This is a genomic window from Streptomyces sp. NPDC104307 (genome assembly GCF_055584045.1).
Genome location: NZ_JBVJMU010000017.1, coordinates 117725 through 132699, shown reverse-complemented (window position 1 = coordinate 132699; position 14975 = coordinate 117725). Strand labels below are relative to the sequence as shown.

Here is a 14975-nt window from a genome sequence, read left to right as displayed (position 1 = left end):
GGGCGGCGCGTCTGATCCGGCCCGGCGAAGACCGGTCCGGGCGGCGCGCCGGTCCCGTCAGCTCTCCCAGTCCACCGTCACGACGATCTTTCCGCGGGTGCGGCCCTCCGCGTTGAGCCGGTGCGCCTCCGCGGTCCGCTCCAGCGGGAAGACCCGGTCGACGTGGACCGTGATGATGCCCCGCTCCGCCAGTTCGGCCAGGTGGGCGAGGTCCTTGGCGTCGGGCCGCACGAAGGCGTACTTGCCGCCGTACGAGAACACCTCGCTGTCCACGATGGAGGTCAGCCGCCCATCCGCCGCGAGCGTCTCGGCGGAGGCCCGCAGCGCCTCCCCGCCCACCGTGTCGAAGGCGGCGTCGATCCCGTCCGGGGCCAGTGCCCGCAGCCGGTCCACCAGCCCGTCCCCGTACTCCACGGGTTCCGCGCCGAGCTGTCGCAGGTGGTCGTGGTTGTGCGCGCTCGCGGTCCCGATGACCCGGCAGCCCGCGTGGCGGGCGAGCTGGACGGCCAGCGAGCCGACACCGCCCGCCGCCGCGTGGACCAGGACGGTGTCACCGTCCTGGATCCGCAGCGACCGGTGGAGCACCTGGTAGGCGGTGAGGCCGGCCAGCGGCAGCCCGGCGGCCTCCTCGAAGCTCAGGCTCAGCGGTTTGCGGGCGAGGGTGCGCACCGGGGCGGCGACGTACTCCGCGAAGGTGCCGCGGCTGAGGAAGTCCTCCCGCACGTATCCGATGACCTCGTCGCCGACGGCGAACTCGTCCACGGCCGCGCCGGGCTGCACGACGACCCCGGACACGTCCCAGCCGGGGATCACCGGGAAGACCGCGTCGAGCGCGGAGTCCAGATTCCCCTGCCGCGCCTGCCGGTCCACCGGGTTGACCGCGGCGGCCCGCACCTTCACCAGGACGGTGTCGGGTCCGACCTTGGGTTCGGGCCGCTCGCCGTACTCCAGGACGTCGGCATCGCCGTATCCGCTGTAGCTGATCGCCTTCATCCTTCGACCATCGGCGCGGCTCGGGAACGGCGCAAGTCATGCGGTGGCGGCGGCGAAGGGCGGCAGCAGGCGGCGCGGGTCGATGCCGGAGTGCCAGAGCCCGATGAGGAAGGCCGTCGTCGTCTCCAGGTACGCGGCCCGGTCGAGACCGCCTGCCGTCAGAGGGGCGCATCCCAGGTCCCGTACGAGTGCGGCCACGGTCTCCAGGGCCTCCTCGTCGTCCCCGCACAGCGGAACGGCGACCGGGCCGTCGGCGAAGGCGGGCGGAGTGAGCCGCCAGACCGCGTCCGGGAGGTGGTTGAACGCCTTGATGACCCGGGCGCCGGTGGCATCGGCGATGGAGCGGGCGGCTCCGGGTCCGCCTTCGGTGGTGAGGACGAAGCCGGGCCCGACCGCGTTGGTGCAGTCGATCAGCAGCCGGCCGCGCAGCGCCCCTTCGGCGGCGCCGAGCGACGCGAGTATGCCGGGCACGGCCGCGTGGGGCAGCGCGAGAAGGGTCGCCGGACCGAAGGCCGCGGCCTCCTGGAGGCTCCCCGCGCCGCCGCCCGCCCGGGCCGCGAGTGCACGGGTCCGGTCGGGCGAGCGGCCGCCGAAGAGGACCTGGTGTCCGGCCCGGACCCACTGGGTGCCGAGGGCGTCCGCCATGTTTCCCGTGCCGAGAATGCCGATGCGCATGTCCGTCTCCCTGGATCCCGTTGGCGTAGCGTCTTGCCGGTGGAGGGGACGGTAGAAGATCCGTTGCGCACCATTCGGTGCCTGACGGGTGGCGCGGGGAGGGGAATGCTGTGGAACGGCTGCTGGCGGACTGCCGGGCGAGGCTCGGTTTCGATCTGCTCGCGAACACCTGGAACGCCGTGATCATCTGCGCGCTGGACGAGGGCCCGCGCCGCCCCGGGGACCTCCGGGCGGAGATCGGCGGGATCAGCGCGAAGGTGCTGACCGAGACGCTGCGCAGGCTGGAGGGTTACGGGCTGGTCGAGCGGCGGGCGTTCGCTCAGGCGCCACCGCGGGTCGAGTACGCGCTGACGGTGCTCGGCCGGAGTCTGCTGGAGCCGATCGGGGCCCTGGGCCGCTGGTCGGCGGAGTACGGCGACGCCTTCGTGGCCGCGCAGGGCTGGGACGACTGAGCGGACGCCTTACGCCGGGCGAACGGGACCGGGGGGAGTCCGGCCGCCGGCCCCGTCCGCCCGGCCCCGGCCCTCACCAGCGCGGGATCGACGGCGTCCGCCAGCCGGGCTCGGCCTTGCGCATCGCGGCGGCGTCGTCGCGCTCGCGCATCGTGCCGTCGTCGTCGAGCCAGCGGCGGTGCAGTGCGGCCAGCCGCTCCCGGTCCAGCTCCACGCCGAGGCCGGGGGCGTCGGAGACGGTGAGCCGGCCGTCCTCGAAGACGTGGCGGGTGGTGATGACGTCCTCGGTCTGCCAGGGGTAGTGGCTGTCGCAGGCGTAGTCGAGGTTGGGGACGGTGGCCGCGACGTGCGTCATGGCGGCGAGGCTGATCCCGAGGTGGGTGTTGGAGTGCATGGAGAGCCCGACGCCGAAGGTGCGGCAGATCCCGGCCAGTTCACGGGTGCGGTGCAGTCCGCCCCAGTAGTGGTGGTCGGAGAGGATGACCTGAACGGCGTCCTTCGCGAAGGCCTCGGGGACCTCCGCGAGGGTGGTGACGCACATGTTGGTGGCCAGCGGTACGTCCGTGCCGGCCGCGACCTCGGCCATCAGCCCGGTACCGGCCGCCGGGTCCTCCAGGTATTCGAGTACGCCCTTGAGCTGCTCGGCGACGTACAGCGAGGTCTCGACGGACCAGGCGCCGTTGGGGTCCAGGCGCAGCGGCCGGCCGGGGAACGCCTCGGCCAGCGCGCGGACCGCGGCGATCTCCTGGTCCGGCGGGAAGACGCCGCCCTTCAGCTTGAAGGAGGAGAATCCGTAGTCGCGGGCGAAGCGTTGCGCTTGGGCGACGACTCCGGCCGGGTCGACGGCCGCTCCCCAGTCGTCCCGCTCGCCGCCCTCGGGGTGCTCGGCCCAGCGGTAGAAGAGGTACGCGCTGTACTCGACGGTGTCGCGGACCTTGCCGCCGAGCAGCGCGTGCACCGGCAGGCCGAGGGACTTGCCGAGCGCGTCCAGGCAGGCCACCTCGAAGCCGGACACCACCGAGAGCCGCAGCTTGTCCGCGGTCTGGACACCGCGCAGCCCGCCCGCGTCGACCCGCTCGTCGGCGGCGCGTGAGTCCGCGCACACCTCGTCGGCGAGGGCGAAGAGCCCGTTCACATCGCTGACCGGACGGCCCGGCAGGGCGGCGGCGAGCGGCTCGGCCAGTTCGAGGTACTTGCCGTCGCCGTACGTCTCCCCGATGCCGGTCACTCCGCCGCGGGTGACGACCTCCACGACGAGGCGCGGCGTGTAGGGCTGGTGGACGCCCTGGGTGTTGAGGAGCGGCGGGTCGGCAATGAGGATCGGGGTCAGCCGGACTTCTTCGATCAACAACGCTGTATCCATACGTGAACTCTATTCAGAGATACGACTGAATACCAGAGGCTGAGCAGCCGATCACACCGGAGCGGTCACATCCGGTTCCGGGAGTTCACTGGACGACATACCGACTGGTCGGCATCATGAACACCGACCGTCCATCCATCCCGGAGGTGCGCACGATGAGCCCAGTCCACCCGCCAGGCCTCGACCTCGACCGGTTGCGCGGCCATCTCGACCGCGAACGGCCGGGCCTGGTGAACGGACCGCTGGACGCCCGGCTCATCGAGGGCGGCCGTTCGAACCTGACCTACGCCGTCACGGACACGGACGGCACCGGCCGCTGGGTCGTCCGGCGTCCGCCGCTGGGTCATGTGCTGGCCACCGCGCACGACATGAAGCGCGAGCACCGGGTGATCAGCGCACTGCACCCGACGGCCGTCCCGGTCCCGGAGCCGGTCCTGCTCTGCGAGGACGACTCCGTCATCGGCTCGCCGTTCTACGTCATGGAGTACGTCGAGGGCACCCCGTACCGCACCGCGGAGCAGCTCGCCCCGCTCGGCGCGGAGCGCACCCGGGCGGCCGTGCTCGGACTGGTCGACACCCTGGTCGAACTGCACGCTGTGGACCCGGAGGCGGTCGGGCTCGGTGACTTCGGGCGCCCCGAGGGCTTCCTGGACCGGCAGCTGCGCCGCTGGGGCAAGCAGCTGGACGCCTCCCGCAACCGCGAACTGGCGGGCATCGACGAGCTGCACGCGGCGCTCGGCCGCACCCTGCCGCCCTCCCCCGCACCGACGGTGGTGCACGGCGACTACCGCCTGGACAACGTCCTGATCGGCTCCGACGACCGGATCAAGGCCGTCCTCGACTGGGAGATGTCCACGCTCGGTGACCCGCTCACCGACCTCGGCCTGCTGGTGATGTACAGCTCCGACCTCGGGCTGCCCGAGTCACCGGTCTCCACCACCAGCGGCGCGGCCGGCCACCCCTCCCCCGCCGAACTGATCGAGCGCTACGCCGCCCGCTCCGGCCGGGACACCTCCGCCATCTCCTGGTACACGGCGTTCGCCTGGTTCAAGCTCGCCGTGATCCTGGAGGGCATCCACTACCGCTACACGCAGGGCCAGACCGTCGGCGGCGGCTTCGACCGCATCGGTGACCTGGTCCCCGTCTTCATCGCGCACGGCCTCACCACCCTCCAGGAAGGCTGATCACCCCCATGGACTTCGCATTCGACGCCCGCACCGAAGAGCTGCGCGGCAAGCTGCTCGCCTTCATGGACGAGCACGTCCACCCGGCGGAGCGGATCGCGGAAGAGCAGCGGGAGCGGCTCGCGTCGCCGTGGGACACCCCGCAGGTCGTCGAGGACCTCAAGGCCGAGGCGCGCAGGCAGGGGATGTGGAACCTCTTCCTGCCGGACGCCGAGTACGGCGCCGGGCTGAGCAACCTCCAGTACGCCCCGCTGGCCGAGATCCTGGGCCGCTCCCCGCAGTTGGCGCCGACCGCGCTGAACTGCGCGGCGCCGGACACCGGGAACATGGAGGTGCTCGCCCAGTTCGGCACCGACGCGCAGAAGAAGCAGTGGCTGGAGCCGCTGCTGGCGGGTGAGATCCGGTCCGCGTTCGCGATGACGGAGCCGGAGGTGGCCTCGTCGGACGCGACCAACATCGAGACCCGGATCATCCGTGACGGCGAGGACTACGTCATCAACGGGCGCAAGTGGTACATCTCCGGGGCGATGAACCCGGACTGTGCGATCTTCATCGTGATGGGCAAGACCGACCCGGACGGCGACGACATCCGCCGTCAGCAGTCGCAGATCCTCGTCCCGCGCGACACCCCGGGGCTGACGGTGAAGCGCGCCATGAAGGTGTACGGCTACGAGGACCACTACCACGGCGGCCACGCCGAGGTGCTCTTCGACAACGTGCGGGTGCCCGCGACGAACCTGGTGGGCGAGGAGGGCGGCGGTTTCGCCATCGCCCAGGCACGGCTGGGACCGGGCCGGATCCACCACTGCATGCGGCTGATCGGCATGGCGGAGCGCGCCATCGAGCTGATGTGCCGGCGCGCGGTCTCCCGTACCGCCTTCGGCAAGCCGCTCGCCCAGCAGGGCGTGGTGCAGAACTGGATCGCGGACGCCCGGGTCCAGGTGGAGCAGTTGCGGCTGCTGGTGCTGAAGACGGCCTGGCTGATGGACACGGTGGGCAACCGGGGGGCGCACACCGAGATCCAGTCCATCAAGATCGCCACCCCGCGTGCGGTGGTCTCCATCCTCGACCAGGCGGTCCAGCTGTACGGCGCGGGCGGCGTCAGCCAGGACTTCCCGCTGGCCGAACTGTGGGCGGCGGCACGGACGCTGCGGCTCGCGGACGGCCCGGACGAGGTGCACCAGCGGTCGCTGGCCCGCCGGGAGATCAAGAAGTACCTCTAAGGGCTGCGGTTACCGGACCGGCGGCGGACCGCGTCAGTGCTCGCCGGCCCCGATCCGGTCCAGCAGGTCCGTGTACCGGGAGCGCCGGTCGGGCCGGGCGCGGGCGGCGGCGTGCCGGAGTGCCGGGACCGCCGCCCCGCCCACCCCGGCCAGTGCCTCGGCCGCCGCGTCGCGCACGGTCGCGTGCGGGTGCCCGAGCAGTCCGGTGACCGCGGGGAACGACGGCTCCCAGCCCGCCCGGCAGAGCGTCCGCAGCGCCATGCGCACCACGTCCGGCCGGGGATCGTCCAGCAACTGCACGGTGTGGCGCAGGTACTCCGTCCGGTCGAGCATCACCCGCGCGGTGCGGTGGGCCCGCAGCCGGACCCGGGGCCGGGGGTGCGTCAGCAGTTCACCCAGCAGGTCGAGGAGGCGCGGGTCCCGGTCCGGTCCGGGGCCGTTGTGCGCCTCGGCCAGCTCGGTGAGCGCCCGGCAGATCTGCTCGGGGGCGCCGGTCGCGGCCAGGTCCATCAGCTCACGCCTGCTCCGGGGGCGCCGCGTCGCGGCGGGAAGGGCCGCGTCGCGGTCGCGGAGTGCGGCCAGGGCCGCCGCGTCCTGCCGTCCGGCGTCCGGCCCCCGCAACGGGCCGTCCACCAGGACGATCCGGTCCGCGAGTTCGTCGCGCCCTTCGGTACGCAGCCGGTGGCGGACCCGCGTGAGCGCCGGGGTGCGCAGGAGCGGGCGGCCGGTGAGCAGGTCCAGGAATCCCCAGGCCCCGGCGTCGAGCCGGTCGCCCAGCGCTTCGGCCAGCGCGTCGGCGGGGTGGGCGCGGAGCGCGTCGGTGACGGCCGCCGCCGATTCGGACGGCGTGTGCTCCCACCACCCCAGCAGCAGCGGGACGAGCCGTTCCCGCTGCCGCGGATCAAGCCCGACGGCCACGGCTGCCACCCTGTCGCGCCGGATTCCGTCGCCCCGGAGTTCGCTCTCACCGATGGCGTCGAGCGCGCTGCCGGGTCCGGCTCCGGCGGGCAGGGGGACCCGGCCGTTCAGGTGCGCGCGCAGCACCGCCGCACGGACCTCCGGCTCGGGCCACCCCGCCAGCGCCTCGGCGGCGGTCTGCCGGCGCCCCGCCTCCGCCGAGCCGAGCATGCCGAGCAGCCGCTCCCGCAGGGCCGCCGAGCGCGGCTGGTCCAGGTCGTCGGCACGGACCCGGCGTGACGGCTGCTCCGGCGCGCGGGCGGTCTCCCCGAGGGTCCAGGGCGGCGCGTCCAGGGGCTGGAGCCGGGTCATCCAGTCGATGAGAGCGTCCCGGGCCCCGGGGGCGGCCCCGTCGTGGGCCTCGATCAGGGCGGCCAGCCGGTCCCGGGAGGAGACGGCGGCGTCGTCCGCGCGGCGGAACTCCGCCAGTGCGCCCGGCTCCCGGACCGCGTCGGCCAGTGCGGAACGCCAGGCCAGGGCCGCTTCGGCCCCGGGCGCCGCGTCCGGCCGGGGCTCGGGTACGGCGAAGGCCTCGCGGAGCACGTCGGTCGCGGCCCGCCCGGGATCGGCGGCGAGGCGCGCCTGCGCGAGCGCCCGGTCGAGATCGGCGCGGACCGGTATCGCGCCGAGGCGGCGCAGCAGCGTCAGGGTGGAGCGGCCCGGCGTCGCAGGTGCGGGGGCCAGGGCGCGTACAGCGGTGACGGCGGACTGCTTCGCGGAGGCCGTCAGCAGCGGCGCCACCTCTTCGAGTACGGCGATCAGGCTGTTCCGGAAGGCATCGCGGGCGTCGGCCAGCGCGTCCAGCAGGAGCGGGGCGGACCGGGCGAGCGCCGTGAGATCCGGGCCGCTCCGGGGCCTGGAACAGAGCGCCAGCGCGAACCGCAGCACCTCGGCTCCCCGCGTCCTGTCCCGGGCCGCCGGGTACGGGGAGACCGCGTCCCCATACCCGGCTCCTTTGTACCGCGAGCCCCTGTACTGGGATTCCGCCAGTGCGAGCCAGTCGGCCAGCATCGGACGCAGCCGGTCCTCGTGGGCGAAGGCGACCCGCTTGCCCCGCGCCACGAGACGCAGTGCGGTCTCGGGGTCCCAGCCCCCGGTCGCCAGGGCCTCGGCGTCGCGGTCCGCCTCGCCGGAGGCCTCCCAGGAGGCGGCGGGCCGCACGGTGATCCCGTGCGCGGCCATGGCCGGCTCCAGGTCCGCCACCGGGCCGGTGGCCAGGGCGACCTGGCGGGACGCGATCAAGGTGAGCAGCGGTACCGCCACGGGTGACTCCTGCTCGTCCAGTGCGAGCACCGATCCTGCGGTGAGCACGCCGTCCAGCCCCGTCAGCAGCCGCTGCCGGGTGGCGTCGTCGCGGCTGTGCTCTGCGGCGGCGATGAGGGTAGCCGCGTAGGCGTCGCCCAGGACCGCGCGCAGGGCCGCGACGAGGGAGGCGCGCAGATTGGGGTTGCCGTCCTGCCCGAGCAGGGACAGGAGCTCCGGGAGGGCTTCCGGTGCGCCCGCCCTGACCAGCGCATCGGCCGCCGTCTTCCTGATGTTCATGTTCGGGTGCCGGAGGCAGGCGGAGATCGCGCCGCTCGCCCAGTGGGCCCGGAGCCGGCCCAGGGCGAGCAGGGCCTGCCGGACGGTCTGGATGTCCTGGGCCCTGGTCAGGACGGTCAGTGACGCCGAGAGTGCCTGGGCGTCCTCCCCGGTGGCGTCCTGGGCGAGCTGCGCGATGACGTGCTTGCGTACGTGCCGGTCGCGGTGGCGCAGCAGCCGGTACACCCGTGCGCGGGTGCCCGTCCAGGGGGCCCTGAGCAGCAGTTCGAGCAGGACCACCAACTCGTCGTCGGTGCGTTCGGGGTGGTCGAGGAGGTCCAGTCCCGTACTCGCGACCAGGGCGTGCCCGGCCTCCTGGGCGTCCGTGGCGCCGAGCAGGCAGACGGGCCGGATCGCGCCCCGCTCGTGGAGCCGCCGGCCGAGCGCGCTCATGGCGTCCAGGACCTCCTGCGGCACCACGGGCTCACCGGCCGGCTGTCCGTGCTCCCCGGTCCTGGGCGCCGCGTCCGGTCGCCTCGAAGCGGCCAGGCCCGCCACGATGCGCGACAGCAGGTCCGCGATGACCGGGAGGGTCGCGGCGTCGCCATGGGCGGCGAGTCGGCACAGCGCCGCCTCCGGCGCGTCCGGGTCCAGGTGGGAGCTCAGCAGCGCCAGTTCGGCCGCGTCCGGTCCGCCGAGACCCGCCGCGACGCGCGGCGGCAGATCGACGGGGTCGAGCCGGGCGAGCAGGGCGCGGCGCACGGCCGGATCCCGGTTGAGCTGCCAGAGCAGTTCGAGGGCCCGGCCGCGTACGGGGCGCAGGTGGGGCGCCGTCCTGCCGGTGGTGAGACCCAGTCCTTCGCACAGGGCCCGTGCCGTCGGATCGCCGCCGATCGCTTCCAGGGTGTCCAGGGCGGCGGCCGGCGCAGAGGGAAGCAGGGCGATCACGGCTTCTTCCGCGTCCGTGTGGCGCAGGGCGCGGATCGCGTCGAGGAAGGGCACGGGTGAGGGCGCCGAGGGCAGTACCCGGGTGACGGCGTCCCCGGCCGGGAGGTCGCCCGCCCCCTGCCCGGCCAGTGCGACGAGCAGGGCGAGCCGTCGCGGCCAGCCCGGATCCGCGGCCGGGGCGTCCGTCAGCACCTTGAGCGCTTCGTTCCGGGAGGTGTAGAGGAGGGTTGCGACGTCGCGGGCCGGGATCGAGTGATCGGCCAGGGCCAGGCCGACGAGTGCGTGAACCTGGTCGTCGGCCGGGAAGTACCCCCGGCGGTGGAGGCCGCGCAGGCAGGCCACGGCGGGGCCGCCGAGCAGCAGGGGATCGCGGGCTGCGGTGGCCGTCAGAGCGCCGATGTCGTCGCGGTCCGCCAGCTCACCGAGCAGCTCCATCCCGCTCCGGCGCAGGGCCGGCGTCAGCCGGGGATCCTCGACCACATCGCGCAGCAGATCGCGATGGCCGTGGCGGGCGGCGGCCACCAGGGCGGCTTCGGCCACCGCGGGCCGTTCCCCTGCCGGTTCCGGGCCCAGGAACGGGGCGAGGAGGCCGGGCGGCAACGGGGACGTCGCCGCCCAAGGCTCCGCGAGGGCGCCCAGCGCGCCCGCGGCGACCGGGGCGCTGTCCGCCGCCAGCAGTCCGATCAGCTTCTCCCGGACCTTCGCCGGGGCCAGCACCCCGGTGCGCAGTCCCTCGCGGGCCAGCCGCAGTGCCTCGGCCCGGAGCAGCGGATCGCCGCTCGCCGCCAGCTCGTCCACCAGCGGGCCAGGCCGGTGCGTGCCGCTGACGGCCAGCTCGCGCACGGCCTGGTACAGGAGTTCGCCCGGGGTCTCGTCGCGGAGGACGCGGGGATCGTGGAGCACATCGGCGCGCAGCCAGGCGATGCGTACCGTCGCCGGGAGGTGTCCGGCCGTGCGCCACCGGGGCCGGGGGCGGCCCGTCAGCCGGTGGCCGAGCCGCTCGTAGAGCCGGGCCAGCAGGAGGTCGGCCTCCGGGGGGCCGGTGAGGGATTCGGGCAGCAGTCCGGTGAGTACGTCCATCTCCCCGTCGGTCGGGGGGCGGGTGGCGAGGAGCTCGGTCAGCCGGACCAGTGCCGTGTGACGCTGCCCGGGGTCCTCCTGCCCGATCTCTCGTCCCAGGGTGTGCAGCTCTTCTTCGGCCGGCGTCCGCATCGTCGGATGCTAGCCGGACGTTCCCGGGCCTCACGAACGCGTTTTCGCCCGCTTCTCCCGGCTCAGTAGCCGCCTCAGTAGCCGCCGTACGGTACGTGCTCCGCGAGTGCCAGGTCGCGGGCGAAGGCCCGCACCCGCAGCAGGCACCGTGCGAGGGCCCGGACGGTGCGTGGCCGGTGCGGTCCGTAAGCGACGGTCCACAGGGCGGGGACCCGCGTCGTTGTCTGGATGTGCGCCATGTATCCAGCGTGACCCCGTCCGCCGGTTCGGTCCAACAGATGGATTCGCTGGCTGCGATCGCTACCGTAGATGGATGGAGATTCGTCAGCTCCGCCACTTCATGGCGGTCGTCACGCACGGCAGCTTCACCGCCGCCGCCCGCGCCGAACTGATCGTGCAGTCCGCGCTGAGCACGTCCGTGCGCAATCTCGAACGGGAGCTGGGCGCAGACCTGTTCGACCGCACCGGCCGCCGGGTGGTGCTGACCGAGGCGGGCCGGGCGCTGCTGCCGTCGGCGCGGACGGTGCTCGCGGGGACGGACGCGGCGCGCGACGCGGTGGCCGCCGTCTCCGAGCTGGCCACCGGCCGGGTGCGGATCGGCACGATCCAGACGCTGACCTGTGTGGATCTGGCCGCCGAGCTCGCCGCGTTCCACCGGCTGTGGCCCGGGGTGCAGATCTCCCTGCGCGAGGCGACGACCCCGGAACTGCTGGCGGGGCTGCTCGCCGGTGAGCTGGACCTCGGCTTCCTGGCGCCGGATGCCGCCGGACTCCCGGACGGCCTCGTGGCGTTCGCCTCCTGGCAGGAGGACCTGGTGCTGATCACCGCCCCCGGTCACCGGCTGGCGACGGCCGGGCGCACCCTGATCAAGGACCTCGCCGGGGAGCCGTTCGTGGACTTCCGGGCCGGTACCGGTCTGGAGACGGCGGTGCGGCGGCTGGCCGCGCACTGCGGTCTGGAGCGCCGGATCACCTGCGACGTCACCCAGATCCGGCTGCTGGTGGATCTCGTCCGGGCTGGGATCGGTGTGGCGATCGTGCCGCGCCGGATCGGTGAGGACGCCGGGCTGCCGTGTGTGAGCATCCGGCAGCCGGAGCCGGGCCGGACGGTCGTGCTGGCGGGCCGGACGCCCCGGCCGCGCAACCCGGCGGCGGTGGCGCTGCTGGACCGGCTGGCCGGTGCAGGTGCTGGTGGTCCGGAGTGACGGATCAGGGCCGCAGCGCGCGCAGCAGCAGATCGGCCAGGTGGTCGGCGACCTCCTGCTGGGTGAGCGGGCCGTCCGGGCGGTACCAGGTGGACAGGTGGTGGACCGAGCCGAAGTGGTAGTCGACGATCAGGTCCGCCGGGGTGGCGGTGGAGAACACCCCGCTGCGCTGCCCCTCTTCCACCAGGGCCCGGAAGCGCTCGTGATAGCGGCGCCGCTCCAGCCGTACCTGCTTGTTCTTCTCGGGGCTCAGGTGGTGCATCGAGCGGAAGAAGATCGAGGCGTCGTCGAGGTTCTCGATGGTGGTGACGACGACGTCGGCCGCCGCGTCGCGCAGCCGCTGCTCCACGGGGGCGTCGGCCTCCGCGAAGGCGTCCAGGCGCTCCTGCTGGAGCCGCAGCACCCGGGCGTAGACCTCCTGGAGGAGGTCCTCCTTGGAGCCGAAGTAGTGGTAGAGCGCGCCCTTGGTGACGCCGGCCGCCTCGACGATCTCCTGGACCGAGGTGCGGTCGTACCCCTGTTCCGCGAAGAGCCGGGTGGCGGCGGCGAGCAGCCGCTGGGGAACGGGGGTGCCGCTCCCGTCCGTGGCCTTGGCCATAGCCGCCGCCTTCCTTCCGTGCGTATGTGCGTACGTGCGTACTACCGGGGTGAACGCAGTTCCCGCCTGAGGATCTTCCCACTCGCCGTCTTGGGGAGTTCGGCCAGGATCTCGACTTCGCGCGGGTACTTGTACGCGGCGAGCCGTTCCTTGCAGTACGCGCCCAGTTCGTCCGGTTCCACGGAGGAGCCGGGCCGCAGGCTGACGTAGGCCCGGACCGTTTCGCCCCGGTAGGCGTCGGGGACGCCCACGACGGCCGCCTCGCGGACGGCCGGATGGGTGTAGAGGACGTCCTCCACCTCGCGCGGCCAGACCTTGAAGCCGGAGGCGTTGATCATGTCCTTCTTGCGGTCGACGACGTAGAGCCAGCCCTGGCGGTCCATGAAGCCGATGTCGCCGGTGCGCAGTTCACCGTCCGGGAAGGCGGCCGCGGTGGCCTCGGGCAGCCGCCAGTAGCCGGAGACGACCTGCGGTCCGCGCACCGCGATCTCGCCCTGCTCGCCGAAGGGCACGTCCGCGCCGTTCTCGTCGATGATCCGCACCACCGTGTCCGGGCCCGGCACGCCGACCGAGAGGGTGCCGGAGACCGGGTCCACAGGGGCCTCCCGCTCGGGCGGTACGGAGGCGCAGGGCGCGGTGCACTCGGTGAGTCCGTAGCCGTTGCGGAGGTACGGGCCGAAGCCCGCCCGGAACTTCTCCACGAGCGCGGGCGGCAGCGGTGCGCCGCCGGAGGAGATCACCCGGAACGAGGAGAAGTGCTCGGGCGTGGCCCCGGGGGTCGCGGCGAGCGCCATGAAGGCGGTCGAGGGGCCGACGGTGTACGCGGGGCGGTGCTCCGCGAAGGCGTCGAGGACGACGCCGGGGTGGAAGCGGTACGCGAGGACGAGGGTGCCCGCGTGGGCGAGGCAGACGGCCAGCTGGCAGACCATGCCGGTGATGTGGAAGAGCGGGGCGAGCGCGAAGTAGGCGGAGCCCTCGGCTATGGGGTGGCCGGTGCGCTGGCGCTCGACGTTGACCATGATGTTGCCGTGCGCGTTCATGGCGCCCTTGGGGGTGCCGCTGGTGCCGGAGGTGTAGCTGATCAGCGCCACGTCGGTGGCGGTGAGCTCCCGGCCGGCCGGGGCGGCGAGGCCCTGCCGGGCGACGGTCACCAGGTCGTCCGCGTCCTCTGCGGCGGGCAGCCGGTCGAAGTTGAGCACCCGGTCGTCGCTCGTGGTCTGGAAGTCCAGCTCGCAGGCCGTGAGGGCGATCCGGACGGCCGGGGCGGCGGCCGCCGTGTCCCGCAGATACGACTCCCAGGCCCGGTCCGAGCAGATCAGCGCGGAGACCTCGGCGTCCTTCAGCACATGGCCGACCTCGCCGGACTTGTACATCGGGTTGAGCGGGACGACGGTCGCCCCGGCCTTCCAGGCGCCCAGCAGGGCGAGGACGAAGTGCGGCGAGTTCTGCAGCATGATCGCGACCCGGTCGCCGCGCTCCAGCCCCCGGGCGGCGAGGTGACCGGCCACGGAGTCGGAGAGGGCGTCGGTCTCGCGGTAGCTGAGGCGCCCGTCGAAGTAGGCGAGTGCCGGGTGGTCCGGGCTGCGGACCACCGAGTCCCGGAAGGCGTGCACCAGGGTGGCGGCCGGGTGGACGGGGGCCCGCTGGGCCTCGCTGAGCAGCGGCAGCCAGGGCTTCGCCGCGTAGATCGACTCGGTCATGCGCCGGTCGCCTCCCACTTCTGCTGGAGATGGTTCATGCTGCCGAGCCACTGGTCTGTGTCCTTGGCCCTGGCCCGGTAGTACGTGGCGACCTCGGGGTGCGGCAGGACGAGGAAGCGGTCCTCGGCCATCGCCGCGAAGAGCGCCTCCGCGACGGCCTCGGGCTCGATGGCGCTGGGGGCGAGGACGAGCTCCCCCGCGGAGCCGGCGGCGGTCAGCATGTCGGTACGCACGCCCTGCGGGCAGATCGCGTGGACCTTGACGCCCCGGTGGCCGTAGGTGAGGGCGAGCCACTCCGCGAAGGCGACCACCCCGTGCTTGGTGACGCTGTACGGCGCCGCGCCGATCATCGTGAGCAGTCCGGCGGCCGAGGCGGTGGAGACGAACCTGCCGCTGCCGCGCTCCAGCCAGTCCGGGAGCAGCGCCTTGGCCGCGCGGACGTGGGCCATCACGTTGACGTCCCAGGCGTCGGCCCAGACCTCCTCTGCCGCGAAGACGTCACCGGGCGAGGCGAGCCCCGCGTTGGCGCAGTAGATGTCGACCGTGCCGTCCAGGGCGTCCCGGGCGGCGTCGACGATCCGGGAGGCGTCCCCGGCGACGGCGGTACCGCCGATCTCCTCGGCCAGCGCCTCGATCCGGTCCGCGTCGAGGTCGTTGACCACGACCCGGGCGCCCTCGGCCGCGAATCTGCGGGCCAGGGCGGCTCCGATGCCGCCTCCGGCCCCCGTGACCACTACGCCCGCGCCCTGCACCGTACTCATCGGTCCCGCCTCTCTCAGCCGACTTCCCCAGCAGACTAACCAGTCGGTATGTCGTCGGGGAAGGGGCTGGCGCTCCTCATGCGTCACGCCCGCCACATCGGTCACGTCCGGCTCGTTCCCTGCGGCCCGGGTGCGCGCTAGCGTGCGTGACCATGACAGACGTCGCGATCATGGAGGTAGCGGA

At 73.6% G+C, this 14975-nt stretch carries 12 protein-coding genes; 4 read left to right on the top strand and 8 right to left on the bottom strand.

Features of this window, described 5'->3' with window-relative positions; genetic code table 11:
• Nucleotides 1-57: 57 nt before the first annotated feature.
• Both ACZ601_RS31810 and ACZ601_RS31805 read right to left on the bottom strand, forming a co-directional pair.
• Nucleotides 58-993, bottom strand: a complete 936-nt coding sequence (locus tag ACZ601_RS31810) for an NADP-dependent oxidoreductase (RefSeq protein WP_469544490.1) — start codon at nucleotides 991-993, stop codon at nucleotides 58-60.
• A 36-nt stretch (nucleotides 994-1029) separates the two neighbouring features.
• Nucleotides 1030-1668, bottom strand: a complete 639-nt coding sequence (locus tag ACZ601_RS31805) for an NADPH-dependent F420 reductase (RefSeq protein WP_469544489.1) — start codon at nucleotides 1666-1668, stop codon at nucleotides 1030-1032.
• Nucleotides 1669-1778: 110 nt separating this feature from the next.
• Here ACZ601_RS31805 and ACZ601_RS31800 point away from each other — a divergent pair, with 110 nt between their 5' ends.
• A complete protein-coding gene (locus tag ACZ601_RS31800) occupies nucleotides 1779-2120 on the top strand; it encodes a winged helix-turn-helix transcriptional regulator (RefSeq protein ID WP_440573374.1) in 342 nt (113 codons plus the stop codon).
• A gap of 73 nt (nucleotides 2121-2193) precedes the next feature.
• Here ACZ601_RS31800 and ACZ601_RS31795 read toward each other — a convergent pair whose 3' ends face one another.
• Nucleotides 2194-3483 carry a glucarate dehydratase family protein gene (locus ACZ601_RS31795; RefSeq protein ID WP_469544487.1) on the bottom strand — a complete coding sequence of 430 codons (1290 nt, stop codon included), beginning with the start codon at nucleotides 3481-3483 and terminating at the stop codon, nucleotides 2194-2196.
• A 155-nt stretch (nucleotides 3484-3638) separates the two neighbouring features.
• On the opposite strand from ACZ601_RS31795, the gene ACZ601_RS31790 reads away from it, so the two are divergent.
• Together ACZ601_RS31790 and ACZ601_RS31785 are read left to right on the top strand one after the other, a co-directional pair.
• Nucleotides 3639-4667, top strand: coding sequence for a phosphotransferase family protein (locus tag ACZ601_RS31790; protein WP_469544484.1), 1029 nt, complete (start codon nucleotides 3639-3641; stop codon nucleotides 4665-4667).
• 8 nt (nucleotides 4668-4675) lie between these two features.
• Nucleotides 4676-5890, top strand: coding sequence for an acyl-CoA dehydrogenase family protein (locus ACZ601_RS31785; RefSeq protein WP_469544482.1), 1215 nt, complete (start codon nucleotides 4676-4678; stop codon nucleotides 5888-5890).
• A gap of 33 nt (nucleotides 5891-5923) precedes the next feature.
• Here ACZ601_RS31785 and ACZ601_RS31780 read toward each other — a convergent pair whose 3' ends face one another.
• The gene (locus ACZ601_RS31780; RefSeq protein ID WP_469544480.1) at nucleotides 5924-10528 is read right to left on the bottom strand and encodes a HEAT repeat domain-containing protein; all 4605 of its coding nucleotides are present in this window, start codon (nucleotides 10526-10528) and stop codon (nucleotides 5924-5926) included.
• 74 nt (nucleotides 10529-10602) lie between these two features.
• Nucleotides 10603-10767, bottom strand: a complete 165-nt coding sequence (locus ACZ601_RS31775) for a hypothetical protein (protein ID WP_469544478.1) — start codon at nucleotides 10765-10767, stop codon at nucleotides 10603-10605.
• A gap of 74 nt (nucleotides 10768-10841) precedes the next feature.
• Between ACZ601_RS31775 and ACZ601_RS31770 the strand changes: the two genes are divergently transcribed.
• The gene (locus ACZ601_RS31770) at nucleotides 10842-11732 is read left to right on the top strand and encodes a LysR family transcriptional regulator (RefSeq protein ID WP_469544476.1); all 891 of its coding nucleotides are present in this window, start codon (nucleotides 10842-10844) and stop codon (nucleotides 11730-11732) included.
• A gap of 4 nt (nucleotides 11733-11736) precedes the next feature.
• Here the strand turns inward: ACZ601_RS31770 and ACZ601_RS31765 are convergent, their stop codons facing one another.
• Genes ACZ601_RS31765 through ACZ601_RS31755 form a run of 3 tightly spaced genes read right to left on the bottom strand, consistent with a single transcriptional unit; the run spans nucleotide 11737 to nucleotide 14791 of the window.
• Entirely contained in the window at nucleotides 11737-12330 is a 594-nt protein-coding gene (locus ACZ601_RS31765; protein WP_440573381.1) for a TetR/AcrR family transcriptional regulator, read from the bottom strand.
• Between the two features lie 41 nt (nucleotides 12331-12371).
• Nucleotides 12372-14030 (bottom strand): AMP-binding protein, encoded by a 1659-nt coding sequence (locus ACZ601_RS31760; RefSeq protein WP_469544473.1) that lies wholly within the window; start codon nucleotides 14028-14030, stop codon nucleotides 12372-12374.
• Nucleotides 14027-14791: an SDR family oxidoreductase gene (locus ACZ601_RS31755; protein ID WP_469544471.1), complete on the bottom strand. Its 765-nt coding sequence runs from the start codon at nucleotides 14789-14791 to the stop codon at nucleotides 14027-14029. Before ACZ601_RS31755 ends, ACZ601_RS31760 begins: the two co-directional genes overlap by 4 nt.
• Nucleotides 14792-14975: the final 184 nt, after the last annotated feature.

Excerpts from the sequence above, each read along its gene's own strand:
- ACZ601_RS31785 (WP_469544482.1), top strand. The coding sequence starts at position 4,676 with ATGGACTTCGCATTCGACGCCCGCACCGAAGAGCTGCGCGGCAAGCTG.
- ACZ601_RS31795 (WP_469544487.1), bottom strand. The coding sequence starts at position 3,483 with ATGGATACAGCGTTGTTGATCGAAGAAGTCCGGCTGACCCCGATCCTC.
- ACZ601_RS31770 (WP_469544476.1), top strand. The coding sequence starts at position 10,842 with ATGGAGATTCGTCAGCTCCGCCACTTCATGGCGGTCGTCACGCACGGC.
- ACZ601_RS31810 (WP_469544490.1), bottom strand. The coding sequence starts at position 993 with ATGAAGGCGATCAGCTACAGCGGATACGGCGATGCCGACGTCCTGGAG.
- ACZ601_RS31780 (WP_469544480.1), bottom strand. The coding sequence starts at position 10,528 with ATGCGGACGCCGGCCGAAGAAGAGCTGCACACCCTGGGACGAGAGATC.
- ACZ601_RS31765 (WP_440573381.1), bottom strand. The coding sequence starts at position 12,330 with ATGGCCAAGGCCACGGACGGGAGCGGCACCCCCGTTCCCCAGCGGCTG.
- ACZ601_RS31755 (WP_469544471.1), bottom strand. The coding sequence starts at position 14,791 with ATGAGTACGGTGCAGGGCGCGGGCGTAGTGGTCACGGGGGCCGGAGGC.
- ACZ601_RS31775 (WP_469544478.1), bottom strand. The coding sequence starts at position 10,767 with ATGGCGCACATCCAGACAACGACGCGGGTCCCCGCCCTGTGGACCGTC.
- ACZ601_RS31790 (WP_469544484.1), top strand. The coding sequence starts at position 3,639 with ATGAGCCCAGTCCACCCGCCAGGCCTCGACCTCGACCGGTTGCGCGGC.
- ACZ601_RS31805 (WP_469544489.1), bottom strand. The coding sequence starts at position 1,668 with ATGCGCATCGGCATTCTCGGCACGGGAAACATGGCGGACGCCCTCGGC.
- ACZ601_RS31760 (WP_469544473.1), bottom strand. The coding sequence starts at position 14,030 with ATGACCGAGTCGATCTACGCGGCGAAGCCCTGGCTGCCGCTGCTCAGC.